Origin of the sequence: Reyranella sp. (assembly GCF_044224635.1) — a bacterium.
Classification (GTDB): Bacteria; Pseudomonadota; Alphaproteobacteria; order Reyranellales; family Reyranellaceae; genus Reyranella.
This window is the reverse complement of record NZ_JBGAKA010000052.1, coordinates 34,532-59,931: the sequence shown is the minus strand read 5'-3', so window position 1 is coordinate 59,931 and position 25,400 is coordinate 34,532. Positions and strand designations below refer to the sequence as shown.

Genomic DNA, 25,400 nt, shown 5'->3' with positions numbered 1-25,400 from the left:
GGCCAGCATGCCGATTCCCCACGCGGCCGCGATGATCCCGATGGTGAGCTTGTCGGCGCCCTGGCGTTCCAGTGCCAGCGGCACCAGCGGCATCGCCACCCCGGCCTGCAGCCCGATCGCGGCACAGGCGGCGAAGACGGGGAGAAGAGAGCGCCAGGGACCAGCCGCGACCGCGCTACTCGGCGACACGCAGATGCCCTTCGGCGCGGAACGATGGCGGCTCGTCGGCCTGGCGATGCTGCCGTTCCGCCTCCGCCGCGGCTTCCTGCTGGCGGCGCCACATGTCGGCGTAGAGGCCGTTCCTTGCCATCAGCTCGCCATGGCGGCCGCGCTCGGCGACCCGGCCGCGATCGAGCACGACGATCTCGTCGGCATTGACGATGGTCGACAGGCGATGGGCGATGATCAGCGTGGTGCGCCCGCGCGACACCTCCTCAAGCGAACGCTGGATCTCCTGCTCGGTGCGGGTATCGAGCGCGCTGGTCGCCTCGTCGAACAGCAGGATGTGCGGGTTCTTGAGGATGGTCCGGGCGATCGCCACGCGCTGCTTCTCGCCGCCCGACAGCTTCAGGCCGCGCTCGCCCACCGTCGCCTCGTAGCCTTGAGGCAGCGCCATGATGAAGTCGTGGATGCGCGCCAGGCGGGCTGCCTGCTCGACCTCCTCGCGGGTGGCGCCGGCCCGGCCATAGGCGATGTTGTAATAGATCGTGTCGTTGAACAGCACGGTGTCCTGCGGCACCACGCCGATCGCCGCGCGCAGGCTCGCCTGGGTGACGTCGCGGATGTCCTGGCCGTCGATCCGCACGCCGCCCGAGGCGACGTCGTAAAAGCGATAGAGGATGCGCGAGATGGTCGACTTGCCGGCGCCGCTCGAGCCGACGATCGCCACGGTGTCGCCCGGCGCCACGCGAAAGCTGACGTCGTGCAGGATCGGCCGCGCCTTCTCGTAATGGAAGTCGACATGGTCGAACACGATCTCGCCGCCGCTCACCGTGAGCGCCGGCGCGCCCGGCTTGTCGGCGATCTCGGCCTCGACATCGAGCAGGCCGAACATCTTCTCCATGTTGACCAGCGAGTTCCGGATCTCGCGGTAGGCGAAGCCCAGCATGTTGAGCGGCATGTAGAGCTGGATCAGGAAGGCGTTGACCGCCACGAAGTCGCCGAGGGTCATGGTGCCGCCCACCACGCCCTGGCCCGCCAGCACCATCACCGCGACCAGGCCGGTGGAGATGATGGCACCCTGGCCGATGTTGAGCAGCGACAGGGTGCGGCTCGAACGGATCGCCGCGGTCTCGTAGCGGCGCCGGCCGACATCGAAGCGGCGCGCCTCATGCGCCTCGTTGCCGAAATACTTCACCGTCTCGTAGTTCAGCAGGCTGTCGATCGCCTTGGCATTGGCCTCGGTGTCGGCATCGTTCATGCGGCGCACGAACTTGATGCGCCATTCCGACAGCACGACCGAGAACACGATGTAGCCCATTACGACGCCCAGGGTCACGGCGGAGAACCGCCAGTCGTAGAGGTTCCACAGGATGACGCCGACCAGCGTTATCTCGAACAGGGTCGGCAGGATGTTGAAGGTCGTGAAGCGGATCAGGAATTCCATGCCGGCGGTGCCGCGTTCGATGACACGGCTCAGCCCGCCGGTCTGGCGCTCGAGGTGATAGCGCAGCGACAGGGCATGGAGATGGCCGAACACTTCCAGCGCGAGATTGCGGATGGCGCGCTGCGAAACCGGCGCGAAGATGGCGTCGCGGACCTCGCCGAAGGCCTGCGCCAGCACCCGCGCCACGCCGTAAGCCACGATCAGGGCGATCGGCACCGCAAGCGCCTTGGTCGCCGCATCGCCCAGCGCATCGACCGATTCCTTGTAGAGGATCGGCACGTAGACGTTGGTGAGCTTGGCCGCGACCAGCAGGCCGAGCGCCACGACCACCCGGGCGCGCAGAACAGCTTCACCCTTTGGCCACAAATGCCGGCCCAATATGGCCAACACTGCCCAGGTGCGCTTGAAGCCGAGCTTTGGAATGCGATCGCTGGCGGGAGGCGACATGGCCGGAGAGCTTGCAGGTGTGCCGGGAGGGTACGGATGGCGCGGGGAGAGCCGGCCTTCTATCGTGCCCGCGAGGCGTAAGTAAGCCCCCCTATCGTGAGGGAAATCATGAGTTTTCGTAGGGCCTTCATGGCATTTGCCCTCTTCCTGGCGGGGCCGGCGGCGGCAACCGGCCAGGATGCCCGCCAGGTCGAGATCGGCTACGAGATCACCTTCGCCGGCATTTCGGGCTTTCGCATCGACGTCACCGCGCGCTTCAACGGCTCGGCCTACGATGTCGAGAGCAGCACCTTCAAGGATGGCATGCTGCGCGCCGTGACCATGAACTACCAGGGCCGCAACCGGGCCTGGGGCGGTTTCTCGCCCCGCGGGGCGCAGCCGATCTCCGGCTCGCTGTCCATCGTGGTCGGCGACAAGCCGCGCACGTGGCTTGCCAAATACGGCGCCGGCGGCAACGTCGAGGAAACTCACAATCCGCCGTGGAAGCCGCAACCCTGGCAGACCATTCCCGACAAGGACCGCGTGGGCTCTCTCGATCCGCTGTCGGCCGCGCTCACGGTCGGCTTCGCCGGCGACAACGCCTGTGACCGCACGCTGCCGGTCAACGACGGCAAGCGCCGCATCAACGTGATGCTGCACAAGCTCCGCATGGAGCCCGCTGCGGCCAGCGGCATTCCGGGCGCGCAGGGCGACGTGCTGGTCTGCCAGATCTACACCAAGCGGGTGTCCGGCGAGTTCGACGAGGCGCCCAAGGAAGCGGAGACCGAACGCGAGCGGCCGATCACCATCTGGCTCGCCCGCTTCGACCAGAGCCAGGTCCGCTATCCTGGCCGCATGGAAGCTCAGACCGGCTTCGGCACGATCCGCGGCAAGATCCTGTGGTTCCGCGAACGTCCGCTGGCGCCGGGGTGAGTCTTCTCATGCTCCTCCCCAACGAAGCTGGGGAGGTGTCCGCGTCTTCGCGGACGGAAAGGTCATACGCCCGGAGCGCGCCACTCCGTGGCGCTCTTGTCACTCTCCTCCCTAGCGAAGCTGGGGAGGTGTCCGCGTCTTCGCGGACGGAGGGGTCATGAGTCACGTGAGGGGGCCTACGACCCCTCCGCCCCGTATGACGGGGCACCTCCCCAGCGAAGCTGGGGAGGAGAATGACAAGAGCGCCACGGAGTGGCGCACTCCCGGCGAAGACTCATGACCCCTCCGCCCCGTATGACGGGGCAACTCCCCAGCGAAGCTGAGGAGAATGATTACGCCGCGCGCTTCTGGTCGCGGTGGCGGAGGATGGTGAGGATTTCGGCGGCGGCCGCCGGGATGTTGGTGCCGGGGCCGTAGATCGCGGCGACGCCCGCCTTCTTCAGGAAGTCATAGTCCTGCGCCGGGATGACGCCGCCGACCACCACCAGGATGTCGGAGCCGCCTTGCCGGGCGAGCTCCTCGATCAGCTGCGGCACCAGGGTCTTGTGGCCGGCCGCCTGGCTCGACACGCCGATCACGTGCACGTCGTTCTCGATCGCCGCCCGCGCCGCCTCCTGCGGCGTCTGGAACAGCGGGCCGATATCGACGTCGAAACCCAGATCGGCGAACGCCGTGGCGATCACCTTGGCACCGCGGTCGTGGCCGTCCTGGCCCATCTTGACGACCATCAGGCGCGGCCGACGGCCCTCTTCCTCGGCGAACGAGGCAATGTCGGTGCGGATGCGCTCGAGGCCCTGGTCGCCCTCCCATTCGCCGGCATAGACGCCGGAGATCGAGCGGATGGTCGCCTGGTAGCGGCCGTAGACGCCTTCCAGCGCCGACGAGATCTCGCCCACCGTCGCGCGCGCGCGCGTCGCCTCGATGCTGAGCGCCAGCAGGTTGCCGGTGCCGTTGCGCGCCGCCTCGCCCAGCGCCTTCAGCGCCGCCACGCACCTGGCTTCGTCGCGGCTGCCGCGGATCCGGTTCAGCCGGCTCACCTGCGATTCGCGCACCACGTCGTTGTCGACGTCGAGGATCTCGATCGCCGGCTCTTCCTTGAGCTGGAACTTGTTGACGCCGACCACGATCTCCTCGCCGCGGTCGATGCGCGCCTGCTTGCGCGCCGCAGCCTCCTCGATGCGCATCTTGGGCATGCCGGCTTCCACCGCCTTGGTCATGCCGCCCAGCGTCTCGACCTCGGCGATCAGCTTGCGCGCCTCGGCGACCAGGCTCGCGGTCAGCGATTCCACATAGTAGCTGCCGGCCAGCGGATCGACCACCTTGGTGATCCCGGTCTCGTGCTGCAGGATCAGCTGCGTGTTGCGCGCGATGCGCGCCGAGGTCGGCGTCGGCAGCGCGATCGCCTCGTCGAACGAGTTGGTGTGCAGGGACTGCGTGCCGCCCAGCACCGCCGCCATCGCCTCGTAGGCGGTGCGGATCACGTTGTTGTACGGGTCCTTCTCGGTCAGCGACACGCCCGAGGTCTGGCAGTGCGTGCGCAGCGACAGCGAATCGGCCTTCTTCGGATTGAACGGCTGGATCAGCTCGGCCCACAGGAAGCGCGCGGCGCGCAGCTTCGCCACCTCCATGAAGAAGTTCATGCCGATGCAGAAGAAAAACGACAGCCGCGGCGCGAAAGCATCGATGTCGAGCCCCTTGGCCCGTGCCGCCCGCACGTACTCGAGGCCGTCAGCCAGCGTGAAGGCGAGCTCCTGCACCAGGGTCGCGCCCGCCTCCTGCATGTGATAGCCGGAGATCGAGATCGAGTTGAATTTCGGCATGTGCTGCGCGGTGTGCTCGATGATGTCGGCCACGATGCGCATGGAAGGTCCGGGCGGGTAGATGTAGGTGTTGCGGACCATGAACTCCTTGAGGATGTCGTTCTGGATCGTGCCCGCGAGCTTGTCCTGCGGCACGCCCTGCTCCTCGGCGGCGACGATGTAGCCGGCCAGCACCGGCAGCACGGCGCCGTTCATGGTCATCGACACGCTCATCTTGTCGAGCGGGATGCCGTCGAACAGGATTTTCATGTCCTCGACGGAGTCGATCGCCACGCCCGCCTTGCCGACGTCGCCGACCACGCGCGGATGATCCGAATCGTAGCCGCGGTGGGTGGCCAGATCGAACGCCACCGACAGGCCCATCTGGCCGGCCGCGAGGTTGGCGCGATAGAACTTGTTGCTCTCCTCGGCGGTCGAGAAGCCGGCGTACTGGCGCACCGTCCACGGCCGGCCGGCATACATCGTGGCCTTGGGCCCGCGCGTGAACGGCGGGAAGCCCGGCAGCGATCCCACCACCTCGAGCCCTTCGAGATCCTCGGCCGTGTAGATCGGCTTCACCACAATGCCCTCGGGCGTCGTCCAGTCGAGCGAGGAGACGGGCCGGTCGCGCAGCTCCCGGGCGGCGAGCTTTTCCCAGTCGGCCTGGGTTTTCTTCGGGAAGTCAGCCATGCCCTGCAATGTACTGCGGATTTGCCGCCAGAAAAGACGGTTCTTCGTCCGGGGAAACACCCGGCGCGTGCGGCTCATGGCCGAGAGCGCGCCACTCTGCTTCTTGTTCCTCCCCAGCTCTGCTGGGGAGGTGTCCGCGTAAATCGCGGACGGAGGGGTCATAGGCCTCCTCACGTGACTCATGACCCCTCCGTCTCGGATTACCGAGACACCTCCCCAGCGAAGCTGGGGAGGAGGATGAGGAAGATCGCCACTGTCTATTCGTTGGCGAGAATCGTGTTCCGTACCAAGGGATAGATCTGATTGGCCCAGCGCCGGCCTGCGAAAACGCCATAATGGCCGACGCCGGCCTGCATGTAGTGCTTCTTGCGGTAGGGACGCAGGCTGGTGCACAGATCGTGTGCAGCGACGGTCTGGCCGATCGAGCAGATGTCGTCGCGCTCGCCCTCGACGGTGAACAGGGCGATGCGGCGGATCGCCTTGGGATCGATCCGGCGGTCGCGCCAGTCGAGCTCGCCCCTGGCCAGCCGATGCTCCTGGAACACCCATTGCACGGTCTCGAGATAAAACTCCGCCGTCAGATCGAGCACGGCGAAATATTCATCGTAGAAGGTCTTGATGGTCTCGGCCTGCCCGGCATCGCCGTTGGCCATGGCGCGGTAGAGATCGATCTGCGCCTTGACGTGGCGTTCGGCATTCATGCTCATGAAGGCAGTCAGCTGGACGAAGCCCGGATAGACGCGCCGCGCCGCACCGGGATAGCGCCACGGCACGCGCGCGATCAGGTTCTGCTCGAACCATTCGATCGATCGTCCGGTCGCCAGCTCGTTCACCTTGGTGGGATTGATGCGCGTATCGATCGGCCCCGCCATCAGGGTGATGCTGCGCGGCTGGCAGGGATGGTCGTCCTCGGCCATCAGGGCGGCGGCGGCCAGCGCCTGCACGCAGGGCTGGCAGACGGCGACGACGTGGGCCCCCGGCCCCATCGCCTCGAGGAACGTGACCAGGTGCTCGACATACTCGTCGAAGCCGAACGCGCCGTGCCACAAGCCGACGTCGCGGGCGTTTGCCCAGTCCGTGATGTGGACGTCGTGCTCGGGCAGCAGCACGCGCACGGTATCGCGCAGCAATGTGGCGAAGTGCCCCGACAAGGGCGCCACGACCAGGACTCTGGGCTGCGGTCCCACACCCTCCTTGGCGAAGCGCAGCAGGGTGCCGAACGGCGTGGCGAAGACCTCCTCCTCGCGCACCGGAACCATGTCGTTGCCGCACCGGATCTCGTTGATGCCGAAGGTCGGCCGGCGATGCGTGAGCGTGGCCCGGCTCACCATTTCGCAGAGCGCCGCCGCAGCTCGCCAGCTGTCGAGCGACGGCGCCTGGCCATTGCCCAGGGTCTGGCTGGTCGCCGCCGCCCATGCCCTGATCGGCAGCATGACGTCAGCGGCGGTCTGATACAGCGCGTAGAGCATCGAAGGCGACCGGCTCGAAAATTGCATCCCCACGAAAGCTCGAATACACCACAGTGATGTCCATGGCCGAGGCTTCGCTCACCGTCAGTAGCAAGAACTATTCCTCTTGGTCGCTTCGCGGTTTTCTTTTGTGCCGCATGGCGGGACTGGCGTTCGACGAGCGCGTCGCTCCGATCGACGATCCGGCGACCCGGGCCGAGCTGCTGCTGCTGTCGCCGTCGTTTCTCGTGCCCTGCCTGGAGCATGGACCGGTCAAGGTCTGGGATACGCTGGCCATCGCGGAATACCTCAACGAGATCAAGCCCGAGGCCCACCTGCTGCCGGCCGACCCGGCAGCCCGCGCCCATTGCCGGGCAGTATGCGGCGAGATGCACTCGGGCTTCGCCAACCTGCGCTCGGCCCTGCCGATGAACCTCAAGGCGCATCATCCGGGCTTCAAGGTGTGGGCCGGCGCGCAGGCCGACATCGACCGCGTGACGGCGATCTGGCAAGACTGCCTGCGGCGCTACGGCGGACCCTACCTGTTCGGCAAGACCGCGACGATGGCGGACGCCATGTATGCCCCGGTCTGCTCGCGCTTCGCCACCTACGACGTGAAGCTCGAGCCGGCCTGTGCCGCCTACCGCGACCTGATGCTGAAATTCCCGCCGATGCTGGAATGGACCGTCGCCGCCCGGAACGAGCCGGAAGAGGTCGAGGAGCTCGACGTCGAGTTTTGACTCTTTGCTCCCCCCAGCGTCATCGCTGGGGAGGAGAATGACCCTTGTCCGGTCCCGCGCCGCCTTGCACAGTCGGCGGGATAAAGGGAGGAACAACCTTGAACATCACGCGCCGTGGCGCGGTCGCGGGCTTGACCGCTCTGCCGCTTGCATCGGCTGTTGCCCAGCAACCGGCCTTTCCCACCAAGCCCCTGACCCTCGTCGTGCCGTTCCCGGCCGGCGGGCCGGCCGACATCTTCGGGCGCCATCTGGCCCAGGGCATGACCGGCGCGCTCGGCCAACCGATCGTGGTCGAGAACAAGAGCGGCGCGGCGGGCGTCACCGGCATCGACTTCGTGGCCAAGTCGGGAACCGACGCGCACGTCATGGGCCTGATGAGCGCCAGCTCCGGCGCGATCATGCAGAGCCTGATGCCCAAGATGCCCTTCGATCCGACCAAGGATCTCGCCCCGCAGGTGCTGGTCGTGCGCGTCCAGGAGGCGCTGGCGATCAACGCCAAGCTCGGCATCGACGACATGAAGGGCCTGATCGCCTACGCCAGGGCGAACCCCGGCAAGATTTCCTGCGGCTCGGCCGGGACCGGCGGCATCACCCACCTCGCTATCGAGCTGTTCAAGCGCGAGACCGGCACCGACCTGTTGCACGTGCCCTATCGCGGCGCGGCGCCGGCGATGAACGATCTGATCTCCGGCACGGTCCAGGCGGTGCTTCTCGACATTCCCGTGCTGCTGCCGCACATCCGGACCGGGGCGATCAAGGCGCTGGGCATCACCTCCGACAACCGGGCGCCGCTGCTGCCCGACGTGCCGAGCATGCGCGAGCTGGGGTTCCCCAAGGTCAACTCGGACAACTGGTACGCGTTGGTCTCGCCCGCCGGCGCGAGCGCGGAGGCGCGCAAGAAGATCTTCGAGGCCGCCACTGGCGCCCTGAAGTCGAAGGAGCTGATCGACGCCTATGCCGCGGTGGGCGGCATTGCCGGCGGCGGCACGTCGGCCGAGCTGGTCGCGTTCCTGCGCGGCGAGGGCGAGAAATGGGCCGCCGTCATCAAGGCCGCCAACATCAAGCTCGAGTAGATCATGGCCCTCGACGTCGATCGCGGACTGGCGAAGACCTTCGCCGGCCATATCCACTGGCGGGCCTGCGGCAAGGGCCCGACCATCATGGTGAGCCACATCAACCAGCAGAGCTCGGCGGTGATGGCAGAGCTCCTGCAGGCGCTGGGCACCCATTACCGCGCCGTCGCCATCGACTATCCGAGCCACGGTCATTCCGATCACATCGACTGGCAGCCGACCATCGAGGATTATGCCCGGGCGGTGATCGAGACCATGGACGCGCTGAAGATCGCGCGCGCCACGGCGCTGGGCGAGGCGGTGGGCTCGGCGGTGTCGATCGCGCTCGGCGCGCGTTGGCCGCAGCGTATCGACAAGGCGGTGCTGATCAACACGCCCTTCTTCGCCGACGCCGACACGGCCAGGAACGACATCGCCGACATCGCCAAGGTGCGGCCGAGCGACGCCTCGGGCTTCCCGGCGCCGCGCTCGATCGAGTTCCTGCTGCAGCACGATCCCGAGCACGCGCCGATGGCGCCGACGCAATCGTGGATGGACCGCATCAACACCGCCCAGCTCGAGATCGGCCGCGACCGCTGGCAGGCCATGGGCGCGCTCGCGAAGTTCGATACATTGGCCGGCATGGCGGCGCTCCAGTGCCCGGTGCTGATGCTCTACGGCGAGCATTTCATCTACGGCAAGCATCGCGCCCGCCTGCAGGCCCAGTGCCCGCACGGCCGGGTCGAGATCGTGCCCGGCGGGCGCTTCTGCATGAGCTGGGAGCGCGCCGCCGACATCGCCGCGCACGTTCGCGGCTTCGTGAGCTGACACGGGGGGAGGGGGAACGCCATGCTCGACAAGGAAGCTCGCAGCCTGCTCGACCTGATGGAGCAGGCCGTCCAGGCCGGCCGGCCGCGGCTCAACACGCTGCCCCATGCGCAAGGCCGCACCGCGGTCGACAAGATGTCGGAGGACAGTGAAGCCGAGCCTCCCGAGGTCGGCGCTGTCGACGATGGCGCCTTCGCCGGCCCGGCGGGCCCGATCCGCTACCGCCGCTACCGGCCGCTCGGCGCGCCATCGGGTGCGCTCGCCACCCTGGTCTACTATCACGGCGGCGGCTTCGTGATCGGCAATGTCGACACACATGACTCGACCTGCCGGCGACTCGCCAACAAGAGCCGCTGCCAGGTGATCTCGATCGACTATCGCCTGTCGCCCGAGCATCCCTTTCCGGGGCCGACCGACGACGGCGTGGCCGCGTTCCGCCACATCCGCGACAGGGCTGCGGTCTTCGATGCCGATCCGGCGCGCCTGGCGGTGGGCGGCGACTCGGCCGGCGGGGCAATTGCCGCCGTGGTCTGCCAGACCTGCCGCGATGCCGGCGACATCGGTCCGGCATTCCAGATGCTGATCTATCCGGCGACCGATTCCAGCCGCACCAGCGCCTCGCGCAAGGATTTCGCCGAGGGCTACTTCCTCACCAAGGATCTGATCGACTGGTTCTGGAACGCCTACGTGCCGGCCGGCATCGACCAGGCCGACCTTCGGCTGTCACCGCTGCTGGCCAAGGATTTCCGCGGCTTGCCGCCGGCCTTCGTTCTGACGGCGGGCTACGACCCGCTGCGCGACGAGGGCCGCGCCTATGCCGACCGGCTGATCGATGCCGGCGTGAAGACCACCTACGTCAACTATCCGGGCACGATCCACGGCTTCTTCTCGCTGACCCGCTTTCTGCAGCAGGGGCTCAAGGCGAATGACGAGGCGGCCGCCGTGCTGGCGGCCCACTTCGGGACGTAGGCTCTTCTCCTCTCCAGCGTCTTCGCTGGGGGGTCGCCGTCTAAGGGCTTTTGGCCGCTCTGCGGCCAAAATGCCTAGGCGAGGGAGGGGGCATAAATCTCATGAGTCGTGACTCATGAGCCCTCCGCCCCGTGAGACGGGGCACCTCCCCAGCAGAGCTGGGGAGGAGGATGAAAGCGTCATCTCGGCCGCAGCCGCACGAAGCTGATCGGATCGGCAAAGCCCTTCAGGGCAACGCTTTCCTCGGCGGCCGGGACGGTGGCGATCAGGTCCTCGACCGCGGGATCGTCGGCCACGGCGCGGCTCAGCACGATGTCCCCGCCCTTGCTCTGGCCCTGCAGGCGCGCGGCCATGTTCACCGTCGAGCCGAAGTAATCGAGCCGGTCGTTGAGGTTGACGACGACGCTTGCCCCGGCATGGATGCCGAGCTTCAGCACCAGCTCGTGGCCTGCGATGCGCGCCTGCATGTCGAGTGCCGCCTTCACCGCATCGGCCGGATCGCCGAACGCAGCCATCACCGCATCGCCGATGGTCTTCACCACCGCGCCGTCGTGATCGCGCACGATGCTGGCCAGCAGGGCAAAATGCTCGCGCACCAGGTTGAAGGCGACCGAATCGCCGACCCGCTCGTAGAGCGCCGTCGAGCCGCGCAGGTCGCTGAACAGCAGCGCCACCTGGCCGACGCCCGCTTCATCGCCCGGCCGCAAGGTCGCCGCGGCGAAGAGATCGCGGAAGGCCTGCAGCGAGATCACTTCGGGGGCCGTCAGGGCTTCGCGCGTCCAGGTGCGATCCTCGATCAGCGCCGCCAGCTCGAAGCCCGCATCGTTGGCGAAGGTGACGGTTCCGGCCTCGCCCGGCAGCCCCGCCTCGACACCGGTCGCGGTCGCATGCAGGCCGGGGAAGGCGCCCCCGTGATGCTCGACATCGACGAACGTCCCGGGATGCAGGGTGCGCAGGCGATAGCTGCCAGCCGGCAGCGCGAGACCCACCGTGCGGCGCTCCCCTGGCGCAAGCAGGAGTTGCGCGATCACATGCGGTGTCGCCAGCGGGCCGCTCAGGCAGAAGCCGCCGGCCAGCAGCGGGCGCACCGAGGGCGCCGGCGCGAACGACAGCTCGACGTTGCGCTCGAAATCGCGGTCGTAGTCGATGTTGCAGGAAGGGCAGTGCGCGCCGCGCGGCAGCTCGCTCAGGGCGGCGGTGCTGAACTTGGCGCCGCGGCAGTTGGTGCACAACAGATCCCACTTCATCGTCAGCAGGCCCGCGCGCACGCCGGCCAGGCAGGCTTCGACGGCGACCCGCGTCGGCACGGCGAACTGCACGGCCAACCGCTTCGGCTTGAGTTGGGCAAGATCGGTCGCCATGCCGGTCGTCACCAGCTCGGCGAGCTTCCTGCCGAGGCCGTTGCCGTAGGGGCTGCGGTCGATCTCGGCGGCCAGTGCCGTCGCCCGTTCGCGCGCGCCGGCCGGCAGTTCGGGCGGTGGCAGGTCAAAAAAAGTCGCGCGCTCGCCCTTGGCGAAAGCCGCCGCCTCGACGATGCGCTTGCCGACGACCTCGCCTGCCTTTCTCCCCAGGCGCGCGCCGAACAACCGGCCGACGATCGAGAGCGGTTCCCATTCCAGGGTGTAGGTCAGCCTGCTGCCGGTCCCGTCGGCCTCGAGCTCGAAGATCGGCCCGAAGCGGCGGAACGGACCTTTGGTGAATTCCCTGGCCTGCCGGAAGTATCTCCCGTGGATCCACTCGTAGGGCTTTTCCTCCCATTCGAGGGTGAAGCCCGCGGCCTTGCCGCGCCCGCGCCGCAGGATGGTGCCGTTGGGCTGCGGCGTCTCCTCCAGCGCATAGGACGGCAGCCCCATCGCTTCATTGAAGCGATTGGTATCGGCCAACACCGGCCAGAGCATCTCCGGCGGCAGGCCGAACGTCCAGGTCCAGGTCCGGCGCATGACGCTGATACTCTAGCATCGCCGCGCCAGATCATCCGCCGGGCTTCACGGACCGGTGAACCGGCCGTTTGCGTCACCCTCGATGGTTGACCTGTTGCGGTGCACGCTTAAGCTCCGGGGTGATGCGGCGTCGCGTGGCCAAATCCGAAGTCAGATATCCCTGCGTTCGGGCAAGCAAGAGCCTCGAGTACGTGATCGTCGACGACACAGAGATCGGCAAGCTCACCAGCCACTGGCAGGAGCACGCGATCAAGGTGAAAGGCCGCGCGTTCGCGGCCATCGAGGTGGCATCCCTGGCGCGCAGCCCGTTCGCCTGCCGGAAGGCGAAGCACCGAGGCCGGGCGGCCGCAGCAGCAAGGGGCCGCGAGCGCCAGCTACCTGGTCGCCGACTGGCAGGTCTGATCGAGCAGCTCTTCGGCGTGCGCCGTATTGCCTCCGTCGACCCGGGTATCGAGGACGAAGTACTGGCCGGCGGTCGCCGATCCGACGACCGCGATGCTCTGGTCGGCCATGTGATCCTTCACGCCCGGATCGTCCTGAAAGACCACGAAGGGGCTCTGCTCCCCGGACAGGCCGGTGACCCTGATCGCGCGGTAGAGATTGTCGTGCGGTGGCAATCGGAGGGTGACGGGCTTGGCCGGGAAGAAGTCGATCTCGGCCTGGTCGAGCGCCGTCCTGACGGCGGGGCGTACGCACGAGATGTGGATGTGGAGCTGGTTCTGTGTACGGGAGTGCGCCGAATTGATCGCCATGGCGGTATCGGCCGGCGGATAGCCGGGATAGGTCCGCGACTGCGCCCAGCCGTACTGCCAGAACTCCAAGACCGGTGGCTGCGCGATCAGGCTATCCTCGATCCCCGTGACCCGTTTGGTCGGGATGATCAGGTACGATTGCGGCTTGCGGACCGAATTGTCCTTGATGATGACGTACTGGTCCTTCTTGTCGTAGGCTCGGCAGCCGACGTCGCCCGTCAGCGACCGCTCGCAACACTGTGCCAGCGCCCACAGCGTATCGGGACGGGGCGGCAGGACGCAGGCGGCAGGGTCGGCGGCTTTCTGGGCCGCCGCCGGATGGCCGGCGCAAAGCAGCACCAAGCCTGCCAACAAGGCGCAGGCGCCGAATATCGCCGGTTTCAGTCCCTGCATCACCACCCCGCACCAAGCCACTGCCGGGACTTTAAGTCCAAAGTCTCGAAGTTGTCACAAGAGAGCCGCACTTTCCCAAGTCACCGCGGTGGAGGAGCCTGCAATGAGCGTCGAGAAAGGCGAGCGGAGTCTGGCAGAGAAGCTGCGCAACGAGCTGGCCGACAGCATCGATGAAGAGCTGGAGCTCGAGATCGATGACGACATGCTGGACCGCACGACCAACCTCGGAGGAGGCAACCTCGGCGGGGGCAACCTCGGCGGGGTGGGGCAGGGGGACAGCGCCGATCGCCACCAGTACTTCCGGGAGCTGCTTCGCCTGCAGGGTGAACTGGTCAAGCTGCAGGACTGGGTGGTCGACCAGAAGCTCAAGGTTGTCGTGCTGTTCGAAGGCCGCGACGCCGCCGGCAAGGGCGGCGTGATCAAGCGGGTGACCCAGCGCCTCAATCCGCGGATCTGCCGCACCGTGGCCCTCTCGGCGCCGACCGACCGCGAGCGCAGCCAATGGTACTTCCAGCGTTACGTGCCACATCTGCCGGCCGGCGGCGAGATCGTCCTGTTCGACCGCAGCTGGTACAACCGCGCCGGCGTCGAGCGCGTCATGGGCTTCTGCGGCGACGACGACGTCGAGGAATTCTTCCGCACTGTTCCGGAGTTCGAACGCATGCTCGTGCGGTCGGGCATCGTGCTCGTCAAGTACTGGTTCTCGATCAGCGACGAGGAGCAGAACGAGCGGTTCCTCATGCGCATCCATGATCCGCTCAAGCAGTGGAAGCTCAGCCCGATGGATCTCGAATCGCGGCGTCGCTGGGAGAACTACACCAAGGCCAAGGAGGAGATGCTGGCGCGCACCCACATCCCCGAGGCGCCGTGGTGGGTGGTCGAGGGCAACGACAAGAAGAAGGCCCGGCTCAACTGCATCCATCATCTGCTGCAGCAGATTCCCTATGCCGAGGTCGAGCACCAGCCCATCGTGCTGCCGGCGCGCGAGCACAAGCCCGACTACGCACGCACGCCCGTGCCGCAGACCATGTACGTGCCCTCGGTGTACTGACGGACTTCGTCCGCCGCTTCATCTTCCTGTTCTTCATTCTCCTCCGCGGCGAATCTGGGGAGGAGAAGAACTAATCCAGCACCTTTGGCCGCCGATACAGCGGGAAGCCGTTGAACGGCTTCGATCGGTCGTGGTCCGGCACCTCGTAAAAGTTCGACTTGCTGTTGTTGTGCAACCCGCCGTCGACCCGGAGCGCGATGCCGGTGACGTAGGCGGCGGCTTCGCTCAGCAGGTAGACGATGGCGCCGGCGATCTCCGATTCGGTGCCGTGGCGCTTCATCGGGATGCGTCCGCGCACGTTGCGCAGCACGTCGTGGGCGCGCTCGGGGTAGCGGTCGAGACCCGACGAGGCGATGAAGCCTGGCAGGACGGCATTCACCCGCACCCCCGAATGGGCCCACTCGACCGAGGCCGTGTAGGTGAAGTTGGTCTGGCCGGCGCGCGCCGCACCATTGTGGCCCATGCCGGGCATGCCGAGCTCCCAGTCGGCACCGACATTGACGATCGCGCCGCCATGGTCGCGCATCGAGCGGCGATAGACCTCCTTGGACATCAGGAAGGTCGCCGTCATGTTGTTGGCGACCACGGCATTCCAGCCGTTCAGCGAGATGTCCTCGAGCCTGGCGGGGAACTGGCCGCCGGCATTGTTGACCAGGCCATCGATGCGGCCCGCCCAGGACAGAACGCCGTCGACGGCGCGCCGAACCTGGTCCTCCTGGCGCAGATCGGCGGCAAAGGTGAAGGCATCAGGATCATCGAGCTCGCGCTTCACCTGCTCGAGCTTCTCCGCCGTGCGGCCGATCAGCGCCAGGCGCGCGCCGAGCGACTTGAGCTCGTGCGCAGTGCAGCGACCGAGGCCCGAGCCGCCGCCGGTGACGATGATGACCTGGCCGGCGAACAGGCCGGGCCGGAAGACGGAATGATATTGCATGGAGTCTCTCGATCGGGTTGACAGCGCTCCTTTCATTCTCCTCCCCAGCTTCGCTGGGGAGGTGCCCCCGTAATCGGGGGCGGAGGGGTCATGAGCCTCAGTCCTGCTGCTCATGACCCCTCCGTCGCCGATGACGGCGACACCTCCCCAGCGATGACGCTGGGGAGGAGAATGAAAGAGCGCCCCCATGCGAATACCCTGGGGATGACGGCGCGGCGAGTCGGCGCTCCCAGCAATGGCTCACTTGCCCGACTGCGCTGCCTCGGTCGGCGGCGCCTGCACGATGACCCGGCTCAACCGTTTCTGGATGAGGCTGATCAGCACGAAGGCCAGCTGCAGGGGAATGCCGAACATCACGACGCCGATTGCGAACAGGACCAGCCGCTCATCGAGCGCCGGCAGCTTCTCGGCTTGGCGCAGGATCACGGTGATGCCCTCGGTGACGCCGATCGCCGCCCCGGCGCTCGATGACATCACCAGCACGAAGAAGGCCCGGGTGACGTTGGGCAGGAACAGCAGTGCGCCCAGCATCGTCCCGCCACGCAGATGGCGCAGCGCGTCGACGGCGGCGTCGGCGATGTAGGCGGCCGAATACGGCACCAGGGAGAGCGCCACCGTCATGACGCCGGACAGCGCGAAGGGCATGCCGAACAGCTTGGCGTCACGCGGAATGGCGTTCAGCAGAAAGAACATGACGACGAAGGTCGGCGCCGCCCGCATGAGCGCGACGATCGCGGCCGACAAGCCGCCCAGCGCGCCACCGACCAGCCGCCCAAAGGCGAGCAGGGCTCCGAACGCAAGGCCGATGGCGATCGAGATGACCGCGATCTCGAAATTGACCGCCATGCCGGCCAGGAAGCGCGGCAGGAAGTCGGCTGACAGGGTCTCGACCAGCGACATCATGCCGGCACCTTGCCGGCATCGTCGACCCGGGCCTGTCGGCTCTCGAGATAGACCCTGAGCTTGCCGCACAGCCATACCACGATCATCACCACGACGGTGTAGAACACCAGCAGCAGGCTGTAGGTGGTGACGCGGCCGCTGGAGAACGAGGTGATGTCGGTGAGCGCGCTCAACAGCTCGGGCGCGCCGATGAAGCTCGCGATCGGCGTGCCCTTGGCGGCGTTGACCAGGAAGGCCACGATCTGGGTCGCCGACCGACCGAGCGCGTGCGCGAACAGCCCGCTGCCGCGCAGCGTGCCGGGAGCCGTCGCGCGCGCCGCCTCCGTGCCCTGCTCGGCGCGCAGGCTCCACACCGCCTCGGCGAGAGCCTGGCCGGCATTGCAGCCGTTGGCGAGGCCGAGAGCGACGATGGCGGCGCCGAGCGCCACCGTGTCGGAGAAGGGGAACAGCGCATGGGAAATCGCCGCGGCGACCACCAGGGTGAGCACGATCGGCGACGATTGCAGCGCCACGGTGAAGGTTCGTGCCGGCCAGCGGACCAGGGCTGACCGGGCCGCCATCGCTGCGCCGAACAGCACGGCCAGGGCAAGCGTGGCGATCAGCGCCCCGGCGATCAGGATCAGCGAATTGACCACGCCATCCTTGAACATCGACCAGGCCGGGGCCGTCTTGAGCATCGGCAGGGTCAGGTCGATGCCTGCCTGCTTTTCCACCCAATCCTCGAAGGCCGTCACCTCGGGCGCGAACGAGGTCGGCTTCAAGGCCGCGTCGAGCGGCGGCAGGATGCAATTGGGGTTCGTCGAGCCGGTCTCGACGTTGCACTCCACGCTGCGCCACACCCGCTGCTGGCGCTGCAGGAACGCCAATCCGATCCGGTGCGTGCGCGCGATGTCGATGAGAACGCCGTCGCGATGGAAGATCTGGACGATCAGGTCGAGCGCGTGCGCCAGCCGGTCGCTGCCCTGGCGGGCGACCGCCATGCCCCACGGGACCTGGGCGAAGCCGAACTTGGGAAAGAATGCGGCCGAGAAATCCGCGTCGGTGAAATAGTATGCGAAGAAGCTGTCGTCCTGCGCGGCGAGATTGCAGGTGCCGTCCTTGAGGCGGTCCGGCAGCACGCCGGCTTCGTCGAACAGCATCAGGCGAGCGCCCTGGGAGACCAGTTCGGCGTTCGAGCCGTTGCCGATGGTCACGCACACTGTGCGGCCCGGCAGGTCGGTCGTGTTCGCCACCGCCAGGTCACGGGGGCCGACGACGATCGTCTCGGACTGGTAGTAGTGCGGACGGATGAACCGGACCTGGCTGTCGCGCTGGGTATTGTGGCCCATGGTCGCGATCGCGAGGTCGATGCGATCCTCGGCCAGGAGCGGGATGCGGGTCGCAGCGTTGACACGGACGAACTCGACCTCGACGCCCAGCATGCGGCCGATCGCCAACCCCACGTCGACCTCGTAGCCTTCGCGCTTGTCGCCGGCCCTGGTGCCGAACAGAGGGTAGTAGTCGCGGACCCCGATCCTGATGCGCTTGGCACACAGGATGCGAGTCAGGCGATCGGCATCGCCCTGCACGCAGGCCCCCGGCATGGTCGCGCGGGCTGCGTCGAGCAACCGCCCGAGGGCGGCGTCGGGCGAGCTGGCACCCTGAGCCCGGGCTCCTTGCAGGACCAGCCCGGCCATGATCAGCGCACCGACAACGATGCCGATCAGGGCGCGTGAGAAGCAGTGGATCCGTGTCACGTCAGCCAACCGTTCCGGGCGCGCCGATCTCGAGGATATGCATCTCGCCGAACGCATAACGGCCGTAGCGATGGATCGAACGGCCGTCCTCGGCCTCCAGAACGTGATCGGTCATGCAGGCGAGCTTGTCCTCGGGAATGTAGACCAAGGTCGTCAATGCCGCCTGCAAGGCGAGCCCGCTGCGCGCGACCATCTCGCGCGACCGTTCGAGGCTCACGAAGGCGTTGTGGGTGATGATGGCTCGTCCGTGCGGCGTCAGGTGACTTTCGAGACCTTCGAGAAACGGATCGAGCAGATAGCGGCCGTCGGGTCCGCCCGCGCTCCAGGACGGCAGGCGGCCGGGCACGTGATTGCTCGCCATCGGGAAGTGCGGCAGGTTGGCCACGATCAGGTCGAAGCGCCGCCCGAGCACCGGCTCCCAGAGATCGCCACGGTGAAATTCCGAGACCTCGCCATGGCCGAGCTCGTGCAGCAGCAGCCGTCCCGAGGTCACCGCGTCCTGCTCGATATCGATGCCGCAGACCGTGGCTGCGCCCAGGGCGGCGACGGCCGCCAGCACGACGCCGCTTCCCGAACCGATCTCCAGCACGGTCGCGCCGCGCACCGAATTGGCCTCGGCTTGCAGGACCTGAATGAGCGCAGCAGTGTATTCGCTCGGTCGCAGGACGGCGAGAGATTCGCGCGCGCTGGAAAGCAGGCTGGCGTCCGTCACGGCGAGCTCTCGAGTGCCGGGAGCGCGCCACTCATAGACGCTAACTTACAAAGGGACCTCACCCTGAGGAGCGACCCGGAGGGCCGCGTCTCGATTCGGGCGAAGTAACCTTCGCCCTTTGGTCGGCACCATAGCGGGTGCCGCGGCACCGCTGTTTCGGTGATTTCGTGTGCAGCCCATCCTTCGGGACGGCCGCTAGGCGGCCTCCTCAGGATGAGGATCTTGGCGGGTCTTCGACCAAGGTTGGCGCCCATGGGCGCGCCATTCCCGTGGGGCATTCTTCCTTCTCCCGGACCGCGAGCGTCTCGCTCGCTCATGGGCTCGAGCGAGCGAGACGCTCGCGGTCCGGAAGACGATGATTCGCCACAGAAGCGCTTCCAGTGGATTGTCATGCCGCGACCAGCCGCTTGAGGACAGTCGCGGCGATGGGATCGTCGGGAAACTGCTCGAGAATGTCGCGATAGCGCCGCGCCGCCAGGACATTGTCTTCCTTGATCAGGGCTTCGTAGGCGAAGCGCGTCATCTTGCACAGCTTCACCACCGCTTCGTCCGGTTCGAGCCCGGGATCGTCGGCGCCGTACACGCCGACCAGCTCGTAGATCGGCACCTTCGACCGCCGGCCCTTGACGATGACGTCGTCGATCGGCCGCACGCAGAGCCGTTCGCCGGCCTCCTTGAAGACGTTGTGGCTGATGCAGATGCGGGTGTGAAATTCCTTGTTGATGCCCTCGAGCCGCGCCGCGACGTTCACGCCGTCCCCCATCACGGTGTAGCTCATGCGCTCGCGCGAGCCGATATTGCCGACCAGCACCGCATCGCTGTGGATGCCGATGCGGACATTGAGCGGCTTCAGCTCCTGGGCTCGCCAGCGCTCGTTCAACGTATCCATGCCGCGCTGGATGCGCAGCGCCGCCACGCACGAGCGCCAGGCATGATCATCCAGCAACGCCGGAGCGCCCCAGAACGCCATGACGCCATCGCCGATGAACTTGTCGATCGTGCCGTGCTCCTGGTTCACCGTCTTGGTGACGAGCTCGAGATAGGCCGAGACGCGCAACAACAGCTCCTGCGACGGAATCTCCTCCGACAGGGTCGAGAAGGATTCGAGGTCCGAGAAGAAGATGGTGAGGAAGCGGCTGTGGCCGCCGAGCTCCAGCTTCTGCTCCGATTGAAGCAGCTGGGTGACCAGACCCATGGGCACGAAGGCGGCAAACGACTTCACGGCAGCGTCGAGCGTGTCGATTGCCTTGGACAGGACCGCGATCTCGCGGATCGACGAGCGGACCGACGGCAGCTGCTCGCCGCCGAAATCCTGGATCTTGCCGACCTTGAAGGCCATGCGCTCGAGCGGCGACGACACGACGCTGGTGAGGAAGTAGATGATGATGATCTGCACGACAGTCGCAAGCAGGCCGAAGATCGCCAGCCGGATGTTGTTGTGCTGGAAGGTGCCGGTGAAGTCGGAGACCGGCGTGATGACGAAGAGCTGCCAGCGCTTGCCGAATTCCTGCGGCAGGGTCGTGATGCTGGCGATGTACTCGCGACCGCCGTGCATGAAGAAGTACATGTCCTCGCTTTTCCGGGGACGCACGCTGTAGGCCATCGCCGGCAGATCGTCGTCGAGCGAGGTGATGTGGCGCAGCTCGAGCCGGCCTTCGTTGTTGGCGTAGGTCTTGGACAGGTCGGAGGCGGCGATCACGCGCCCCTGGTGATCGAGGATGTAGCTTAGCGTGCCGGGGCTGATCTTGCGTTCGCCCAGATAGGTGCCGAGGCCATCCAGGGTGACGTCGGCGGCGGCCACGCCCGCGAGCTTGCCGTCGAGGTAGAAGGGCGCGGCGACGGTAAACCCGATCAAACCGAGGGCGGCAAAGATGTCGGGATCCGAGATCATCGTCGTCCCGGCCTGCTCGGCGCTGCGATACCATAACCGCACGCGCGGGTCGTAGGTCGTGACCTCCTTTGTGCTGCCGAGCTCCTTCAGGTCGGCATTGAGAAACGTATAGTGGTCGAGCAGCGGTTGGCCGGCGGTCGGGACGACCCAACGGAAGGCGAATTGCGACCCTTCTGGCGGAAGCTTGCCCTGGATGCTCACGCCGGGATCGACCCGCCGCGTCTGGCGGAACGAGCCGTCCTGCAGACCGACATAGGCGCTGACGATCTTCGTGCTGTGCAGGACGATACTGTAGAAATAGCGGAAGCTGCGGTCGTCGGCATAAAAGCCGGGGTCCTGGCTGCCGATCGAGGCCGCCGAACGGACCAGCGACTTCAACGGGTTGAAGTCGGCCTGGATGTTGGCCAGCGCATCGACCCGGAAGCGCTCGACGAGCTCTGCGGCGTTGGCGCGGGCGATGCTGTCGTTGGAAATGTAATTGACGATGATGACCGTGAAGAACACCGGAACGGTCAGGAAGGCGAACGACGCCAGAATGCTCGGCTTGAGCCTGAGATTGTTCCGGAAAATGCTTCTCATGTGCTGCAGCAATCGTACAGTAACAATGATTCAGCGTCCATTTTGCCCATCCGCGCTCACAGGAGTGGCCGCTCGAGATGCCAGTCGGTGGCCCGTTGATAGGCACGGCGGCCGGCCAGGATCCCCGTCTCGTCGAAGGCATGGCTGACGATCTGGAAGCCGATGGGCACGCCGTCGCTGGTCATGCCGCCGGCAAGGTGGGCAAGGGATGTCCGCCCAGCGCGGCATCAAGGGCGCTACGGCACATCGGGCCGACATGATCGAGCGACTCGGCAAGCGGGAAAGACGCCGGCGCAGCTGGCGAGACCCGATGTCGGCTCGAGGCCGGTGAGTCCGCATGTTCCGGCACAACCGTGGCGAAGCTCTTGAGCCGACCGTCGCGCCGCTCGATGCGGTCGAGTATCGTCCGGGTCGGTTCGACAGCTGAAAGCTCGCACGCCTGCAATCGCCGCGCGATCCCGCCGAGCGCCTCGTAGTGCAATTCGACCGACATGTGCCGCACCCCAAACGGCATTATAGCACGACAGGCGCGCCGACAGCACGCCGGCACGCGGAGGGGTAGACTTAATTCGGTCGCAAAGGAGTCAAACCCGTCGCGCTCGGCCCATGGCCGAACGCGACGGTGCAGTCTCCGTCAGTCGGCAGACTTGAGGTTGACGGCGGCCGAGCGGCCGCGCTCCGTAGCGATCTCGTAGCTGATCTTCTGCCCCTCGTTGAGGCCGTTCAGTCCCGAGCGCTCGACGGCGCTGATATGGACGAAGACGTCCTTGCCGCCATCAGTCGGCTGGATAAAACCGAAACCCTTGGTGGCGTTGAACCACTTGACAGTACCTGTTGCCATTACTTCTCTCTCCTCGGCAGAAAACGGCCCACGAATAAGCGTGGCCCGCGCTCGTTTGCACGGTCCACGACAACTCGAAGAAATTGGAAAGCAGCTCGTGGGGTCGTCTGGGCCGTTGTGGCTGACCGCCAAGGCATAGCCAAGTTCGTAAGTCGTAAGCCGGCATATGAGGATGTAACGCCGGGAAGTCAAGTTGGTTGCACTGACATCCTCACATGGTTGCACCAATCTTCCAGGGCTCGAACTCATCGTCGCCGATGCCGAGCGCTTCCGATTTTGTCTTCTGTCCCGATGCAGTTTTCAGGATGAGCTCGAAGATGCGTCTCCCGTTGTCCTGAATCGTCTCCTCGCCATCGACGATGGTGCCGCAATTGATATCCATGTCGTCAGTCATGCGTCGATAGAGGGAGCTATTCGTTGCAAGCTTGAGTGATGGCGTCGGCTTACAACCGAACACGCTGCCGCGGCCGGTGGTGAAGCACAGAACGTTGGCGCCGCCTGCGACTTGTCCGGTAGCGGACACTGGATCGTAGCCGGGCGAATCCATGTAGACGAAACCCTTCGCCGTGATCGGCTGGGCGTACTCGTAAACATCGACCAGGTTGGTCGTGCCGCCCTTCGCCACGGCGCCCAACGACTTCTCCAGAATCGTCGTCAAGCCGCCGGCCTTGTTGCCGGGCGATGGATTGTTGTTCATCTCGCCGCCGGTCCGTGCGCAGTGATCCTCCCACCAACGGATGCGCTGGACGATCTTCTCGCCGACCTCGCGCGACACCGCACGCCGGGTCAGCAGATGCTCCGCGCCGTAGATTTCGGGCGTCTCCGACAGCACGGCCGTGCCGCCGTGACGCACCAGCAGGTCGACCGCGGCGCCCAGCGCCGGGTTGGCCGAGATGCCGGAATAGCCGTCCGAACCGCCGCACTGCAGCGCCAGGATGAGCTCGCTGGCCGGGATCGGCTCGCGCTCGACGGCATTGGCTTGCGGCAACAGCTCCTCGAGAAAGCCGACGGCGCGCCTGACCGTCCGGGCGACGCCGCCTTCGTCCTGGATTGCCATCGGGATAAGCTTGGGGCCTTCCGTCAGGCCCTCGGCCTTCATCAGGCCGGAGATCTGGTTGGTCTCGCAGCCCAGCCCGAGCACCACGACAGCGGCCATGTTGGGATGGCGCACGTAGCCCGCCAGGGTCCGTCGCAACACGTCCATCTCCAGTCCGGAGGCCGCCATGCCGCAGCCGCCGCCGTGCGTGAGGGGCACGACACCGTCGATGTTGGGGTACTTGGCGAGCAGCGGCTGCAGGTGGTTGGCGATCATCCGGCTGGTCGCCGCCGAGCAGTTCACCGTCGTGACGATGCCGATGTAGTTGCGCGTGGCAGCGCGGCCATCCGATCGGCGATAGCCCTGGAAGGTCGCTTGCGGTGTCATGAACTCGGTCGGATGGGCGTCGATGCAGAAGGCATAGTCGCGCTCGAAATCGCCCATGACGCAATTGTGCGTGTGGATGTGCGTGCCGGGCGCCATGTCCTCGCCGGCGAAGCCGATGATCTGATTGTACTTGCGCAGCGGCTCGCCCTGCTTGATGGCCCGGGTAAGGATCTTGTGGCCAGGCGGCACGCGCGTCGCCGCCGCCACGTCGCCCTCGACCGTGGTCCCGGGAAGGATGTCCATGCGCGCAACGATGACGTTGTCGGCGGGATGCAGCCGAATGGTGAGCGGAGCGGTCATGGGGTCCTCGCAGGAGATCAGGCGGCTTGCCGCGCATCCCATGATAGGCAGGTGCGCCCGAAAGCGCACCTGCCTGCTCTTTCATTCCCTCCCCAGCGAAGCTGGGGAGGGAATGAGATGAGAATCGCTTTAGCGCTCGTAGCGATCCGGGATGCCGTCGCGATCGCGGTCCCAGTTGCGCCGCTGACTCTCGTAGCGATCGGGAACGCCGTTGTGGTTGCGGTCCCAGCTGCGGCTCTCGTAGCGATCGGGAACGCCGTTGGCGTTGCGATCCCAGCGGCTCGGCACGAAGCGCCACTGGTCGCGACCATTGACGACGATGCGCTCCCAGGCTTCCGGCACGTAGCGATAACCCGCCCGTGCCGTGTACCACTGGCCCGGGAACCAGACGTACTGGTCACGCACCAGTCGCCAGTGACCGGGCGCCCACACATAGCCGGCGCGCGGCGCCGGAACCGCTTCGTAGCGCAACGGCGGCGGTGGCGATCCGAAGGTTACGGTGACCTGGGCATCCGCCGGCGTCATGACTGCCGAGCCGACAGTCGCGGCTCCGGCGAGGCTCGCGGCGGCAATGCTGGCAAGAACGAAACGCCTCATCATGTGAACCTCCATCGTGCGACGGGCGGCGGCGGTGCCGTCACTCAGTCGCGCTCGAAGGGGTCTACGCGCCGAATGGCGCCTGCGTGGCCTGCCCCGATTGGGGATTTTGCGCACCCATTTCGCCATGTTCCGGCCATGGGGATGTAATGCGTTGGGGCGCGTCCCCAGCCATCTCACCCGCCCTCGAGCTCGACTTCCTTGCCGGCGGCGGCGGCGCGTACGGCCTCGGCGTCGGGGCCGCTGTAGTAGTCGGGTGCCCAGCGCTTGACCACCGGGCCGTCGGCTGCCCAGGCGTGGCAGGTGTCGATGACGTAAGGCTTGCGCTTCGGCTCGGTCGGCCGGTCGGGCGCCGTGCCATTCGCCTGGCGCTTGCGATGGGCCTCGTTGAAGGCGCGTGCTCGGCCCGACGACATGGTCTGGTAGGCCGTCGTCGCCACCGGACCCAACAGCTCGACGATGTGGGTGCAGCCGTGCACGCCGCCCAGGCGGGCGCGCACCTCGCGATGGAAGCCGCCGGCGATGCGCAGGCCGATCAGCTTCTTGAAATCGGGCGTGACGTTGCCGCAGACCGGATAAGGCGATTGATCGGTCACCGCCTCGACGTCGACGATCGTGTAGCGATGGTCGAGCGTCAGACGGATCGACATCTGGTGGATGAAATCGCCCGGCTTCATCTGGCCGCGCCATTCGCTCGAATGCTCGTAACTCTTCTCGTCGGTGATGTGGCCCTCGATGTCCCATAGCCCGTCCTCGCGGAAGAAGCCCTGACAAGTCACGCGGCGCGTATGGAGATGCTGTCGCCCGACTGGCGGCGAAAGCGGCATGGTCGGTCCTCTCGAAAAGGGGATGGCGTTCGG

General features: G+C 66.6%; 23 protein-coding genes. 6 read left to right on the top strand and 17 right to left on the bottom strand.

All coding sequences use genetic code 11. The features are described from left to right. Together ACILR9_RS31455 and ACILR9_RS31450 are read right to left on the bottom strand one after the other, a co-directional pair. Positions 1 to 189 (bottom strand): hypothetical protein (locus ACILR9_RS31455; protein ID WP_395713934.1); only part of this gene is annotated, 189 nt, incomplete at its 3' end. Beyond that, positions 176 to 2,053 (bottom strand): ABCB family ABC transporter ATP-binding protein/permease, encoded by a 1,878-nt coding sequence (locus ACILR9_RS31450; protein WP_395713933.1) that lies wholly within the window; start codon positions 2,051 to 2,053, stop codon positions 176 to 178. The genes ACILR9_RS31455 and ACILR9_RS31450, both read right to left, overlap by 14 nt. Before the next feature lie 108 nt (positions 2,054 to 2,161). Here ACILR9_RS31450 and ACILR9_RS31445 point away from each other — a divergent pair, with 108 nt between their 5' ends. After that, a complete protein-coding gene (locus ACILR9_RS31445) occupies positions 2,162 to 2,965 on the top strand; it encodes a DUF3108 domain-containing protein (protein ID WP_395713932.1) in 804 nt (267 codons plus the stop codon). Positions 2,966 to 3,297: 332 nt separating this feature from the next. Here ACILR9_RS31445 and scpA read toward each other — a convergent pair whose 3' ends face one another. Beyond that, a complete protein-coding gene (gene scpA / locus ACILR9_RS31440) occupies positions 3,298 to 5,454 on the bottom strand; it encodes a methylmalonyl-CoA mutase (protein ID WP_395713931.1) in 2,157 nt (718 codons plus the stop codon). A gap of 257 nt (positions 5,455 to 5,711) precedes the next feature. Then, positions 5,712 to 6,923, bottom strand: a complete 1,212-nt coding sequence (locus ACILR9_RS31435; protein WP_395713930.1) for a polyhydroxyalkanoate depolymerase — start codon at positions 6,921 to 6,923, stop codon at positions 5,712 to 5,714. A gap of 62 nt (positions 6,924 to 6,985) precedes the next feature. Here ACILR9_RS31435 and ACILR9_RS31430 point away from each other — a divergent pair, with 62 nt between their 5' ends. The 4 genes from ACILR9_RS31430 to ACILR9_RS31415 all read left to right on the top strand — a co-directional run bounded on the left by ACILR9_RS31430 (position 6,986) and on the right by ACILR9_RS31415 (position 10,491). Next, positions 6,986 to 7,642, top strand: coding sequence for a glutathione S-transferase family protein (locus tag ACILR9_RS31430; RefSeq protein WP_395713929.1), 657 nt, complete (start codon positions 6,986 to 6,988; stop codon positions 7,640 to 7,642). A 98-nt stretch (positions 7,643 to 7,740) separates the two neighbouring features. After that, complete coding sequence (locus ACILR9_RS31425) at positions 7,741 to 8,715, top strand: Bug family tripartite tricarboxylate transporter substrate binding protein (protein WP_395713928.1); 975 nt, start codon at positions 7,741 to 7,743, stop codon at positions 8,713 to 8,715. 3 nt (positions 8,716 to 8,718) lie between these two features. Next, complete coding sequence (locus tag ACILR9_RS31420; protein ID WP_395713927.1) at positions 8,719 to 9,522, top strand: alpha/beta fold hydrolase; 804 nt, start codon at positions 8,719 to 8,721, stop codon at positions 9,520 to 9,522. Positions 9,523 to 9,543: 21 nt separating this feature from the next. Next, complete coding sequence (locus tag ACILR9_RS31415) at positions 9,544 to 10,491, top strand: alpha/beta hydrolase (RefSeq protein WP_395713926.1); 948 nt, start codon at positions 9,544 to 9,546, stop codon at positions 10,489 to 10,491. Between the two features lie 179 nt (positions 10,492 to 10,670). Here the strand turns inward: ACILR9_RS31415 and ACILR9_RS31410 are convergent, their stop codons facing one another. Continuing rightward, on the bottom strand, positions 10,671 to 12,431 hold the full coding sequence (locus ACILR9_RS31410; protein WP_395713925.1) for an adenylate/guanylate cyclase domain-containing protein: 1,761 nt from the start codon (positions 12,429 to 12,431) through the stop codon (positions 10,671 to 10,673). Positions 12,432 to 12,805: 374 nt separating this feature from the next. Continuing rightward, complete coding sequence (locus ACILR9_RS31405) at positions 12,806 to 13,576, bottom strand: CDP-diacylglycerol diphosphatase (RefSeq protein WP_395713924.1); 771 nt, start codon at positions 13,574 to 13,576, stop codon at positions 12,806 to 12,808. A gap of 103 nt (positions 13,577 to 13,679) precedes the next feature. Here ACILR9_RS31405 and ppk2 point away from each other — a divergent pair, with 103 nt between their 5' ends. Then, positions 13,680 to 14,627, top strand: a complete 948-nt coding sequence (gene ppk2 / locus ACILR9_RS31400) for a polyphosphate kinase 2 (protein ID WP_395713923.1) — start codon at positions 13,680 to 13,682, stop codon at positions 14,625 to 14,627. A gap of 70 nt (positions 14,628 to 14,697) precedes the next feature. Here the strand turns inward: ppk2 and ACILR9_RS31395 are convergent, their stop codons facing one another. From ACILR9_RS31395 to ACILR9_RS31345, 11 genes are all read right to left on the bottom strand, one after another. Then, positions 14,698 to 15,558, bottom strand: coding sequence for an SDR family oxidoreductase (locus ACILR9_RS31395; RefSeq protein WP_395713922.1), 861 nt, complete (start codon positions 15,556 to 15,558; stop codon positions 14,698 to 14,700). A 240-nt stretch (positions 15,559 to 15,798) separates the two neighbouring features. Further along, a complete protein-coding gene (locus tag ACILR9_RS31390) occupies positions 15,799 to 16,461 on the bottom strand; it encodes a hypothetical protein (RefSeq protein ID WP_395713921.1) in 663 nt (220 codons plus the stop codon). Next, positions 16,458 to 18,197 carry a transporter substrate-binding domain-containing protein gene (locus tag ACILR9_RS31385; protein WP_395713920.1) on the bottom strand — a complete coding sequence of 580 codons (1,740 nt, stop codon included), beginning with the start codon at positions 18,195 to 18,197 and terminating at the stop codon, positions 16,458 to 16,460. The genes ACILR9_RS31390 and ACILR9_RS31385 overlap by 4 nt, the downstream gene beginning before the upstream one ends. A 1-nt stretch (position 18,198) precedes the next feature. Continuing rightward, complete coding sequence (locus tag ACILR9_RS31380; protein ID WP_395713919.1) at positions 18,199 to 18,909, bottom strand: methyltransferase domain-containing protein; 711 nt, start codon at positions 18,907 to 18,909, stop codon at positions 18,199 to 18,201. A gap of 388 nt (positions 18,910 to 19,297) precedes the next feature. Next, positions 19,298 to 21,379 carry an adenylate/guanylate cyclase domain-containing protein gene (locus ACILR9_RS31375; protein ID WP_395713918.1) on the bottom strand — a complete coding sequence of 694 codons (2,082 nt, stop codon included), beginning with the start codon at positions 21,377 to 21,379 and terminating at the stop codon, positions 19,298 to 19,300. A 56-nt stretch (positions 21,380 to 21,435) separates the two neighbouring features. Continuing rightward, the gene (locus tag ACILR9_RS31370; RefSeq protein WP_395713917.1) at positions 21,436 to 21,564 is read right to left on the bottom strand and encodes a hypothetical protein; all 129 of its coding nucleotides are present in this window, start codon (positions 21,562 to 21,564) and stop codon (positions 21,436 to 21,438) included. Further along, positions 21,561 to 21,872, bottom strand: a complete 312-nt coding sequence (locus tag ACILR9_RS31365) for a hypothetical protein (protein WP_395713916.1) — start codon at positions 21,870 to 21,872, stop codon at positions 21,561 to 21,563. The genes ACILR9_RS31370 and ACILR9_RS31365 overlap by 4 nt, the downstream gene beginning before the upstream one ends. A gap of 141 nt (positions 21,873 to 22,013) precedes the next feature. After that, on the bottom strand, positions 22,014 to 22,220 hold the full coding sequence (locus ACILR9_RS31360; protein WP_395713915.1) for a cold-shock protein: 207 nt from the start codon (positions 22,218 to 22,220) through the stop codon (positions 22,014 to 22,016). Between the two features lie 211 nt (positions 22,221 to 22,431). After that, positions 22,432 to 23,943 carry a UxaA family hydrolase gene (locus tag ACILR9_RS31355; RefSeq protein WP_395713914.1) on the bottom strand — a complete coding sequence of 504 codons (1,512 nt, stop codon included), beginning with the start codon at positions 23,941 to 23,943 and terminating at the stop codon, positions 22,432 to 22,434. Between the two features lie 129 nt (positions 23,944 to 24,072). Beyond that, positions 24,073 to 24,543 carry a hypothetical protein gene (locus ACILR9_RS31350; RefSeq protein WP_395713913.1) on the bottom strand — a complete coding sequence of 157 codons (471 nt, stop codon included), beginning with the start codon at positions 24,541 to 24,543 and terminating at the stop codon, positions 24,073 to 24,075. 173 nt (positions 24,544 to 24,716) lie between these two features. After that, positions 24,717 to 25,367: a DUF2889 domain-containing protein gene (locus ACILR9_RS31345; RefSeq protein WP_395713912.1), complete on the bottom strand. Its 651-nt coding sequence runs from the start codon at positions 25,365 to 25,367 to the stop codon at positions 24,717 to 24,719. Positions 25,368 to 25,400: the final 33 nt, after the last annotated feature.

Bases quoted from the DNA above. Each gene is read 5' to 3' on its own strand.
- ACILR9_RS31420 (WP_395713927.1), top strand. From the start codon at position 8,719: ATGGCCCTCGACGTCGATCGCGGACTGGCGAAGACCTTCGCCGGCCAT.
- ACILR9_RS31345 (WP_395713912.1), bottom strand. From the start codon at position 25,367: ATGCCGCTTTCGCCGCCAGTCGGGCGACAGCATCTCCATACGCGCCGC.
- ACILR9_RS31415 (WP_395713926.1), top strand. From the start codon at position 9,544: ATGCTCGACAAGGAAGCTCGCAGCCTGCTCGACCTGATGGAGCAGGCC.
- ACILR9_RS31365 (WP_395713916.1), bottom strand. From the start codon at position 21,872: ATGTCGGTCGAATTGCACTACGAGGCGCTCGGCGGGATCGCGCGGCGA.
- ACILR9_RS31360 (WP_395713915.1), bottom strand. From the start codon at position 22,220: ATGGCAACAGGTACTGTCAAGTGGTTCAACGCCACCAAGGGTTTCGGT.
- ACILR9_RS31445 (WP_395713932.1), top strand. From the start codon at position 2,162: ATGAGTTTTCGTAGGGCCTTCATGGCATTTGCCCTCTTCCTGGCGGGG.
- ACILR9_RS31410 (WP_395713925.1), bottom strand. From the start codon at position 12,431: ATGCGCCGGACCTGGACCTGGACGTTCGGCCTGCCGCCGGAGATGCTC.
- ACILR9_RS31375 (WP_395713918.1), bottom strand. From the start codon at position 21,379: ATGAGAAGCATTTTCCGGAACAATCTCAGGCTCAAGCCGAGCATTCTG.
- ACILR9_RS31435 (WP_395713930.1), bottom strand. From the start codon at position 6,923: ATGCTCTACGCGCTGTATCAGACCGCCGCTGACGTCATGCTGCCGATC.
- ACILR9_RS31405 (WP_395713924.1), bottom strand. From the start codon at position 13,576: ATGCAGGGACTGAAACCGGCGATATTCGGCGCCTGCGCCTTGTTGGCA.
- ACILR9_RS31450 (WP_395713933.1), bottom strand. From the start codon at position 2,053: ATGTCGCCTCCCGCCAGCGATCGCATTCCAAAGCTCGGCTTCAAGCGC.
- ACILR9_RS31355 (WP_395713914.1), bottom strand. From the start codon at position 23,943: ATGACCGCTCCGCTCACCATTCGGCTGCATCCCGCCGACAACGTCATC.
- ACILR9_RS31390 (WP_395713921.1), bottom strand. From the start codon at position 16,461: ATGATGTCGCTGGTCGAGACCCTGTCAGCCGACTTCCTGCCGCGCTTC.
- ACILR9_RS31430 (WP_395713929.1), top strand. From the start codon at position 6,986: ATGGCCGAGGCTTCGCTCACCGTCAGTAGCAAGAACTATTCCTCTTGG.
- ACILR9_RS31395 (WP_395713922.1), bottom strand. From the start codon at position 15,558: ATGCAATATCATTCCGTCTTCCGGCCCGGCCTGTTCGCCGGCCAGGTC.
- ACILR9_RS31370 (WP_395713917.1), bottom strand. From the start codon at position 21,564: ATGACCAGCGACGGCGTGCCCATCGGCTTCCAGATCGTCAGCCATGCC.
- scpA (WP_395713931.1), bottom strand. From the start codon at position 5,454: ATGGCTGACTTCCCGAAGAAAACCCAGGCCGACTGGGAAAAGCTCGCC.
- ppk2 (WP_395713923.1), top strand. From the start codon at position 13,680: ATGAGCGTCGAGAAAGGCGAGCGGAGTCTGGCAGAGAAGCTGCGCAAC.
- ACILR9_RS31350 (WP_395713913.1), bottom strand. From the start codon at position 24,543: ATGATGAGGCGTTTCGTTCTTGCCAGCATTGCCGCCGCGAGCCTCGCC.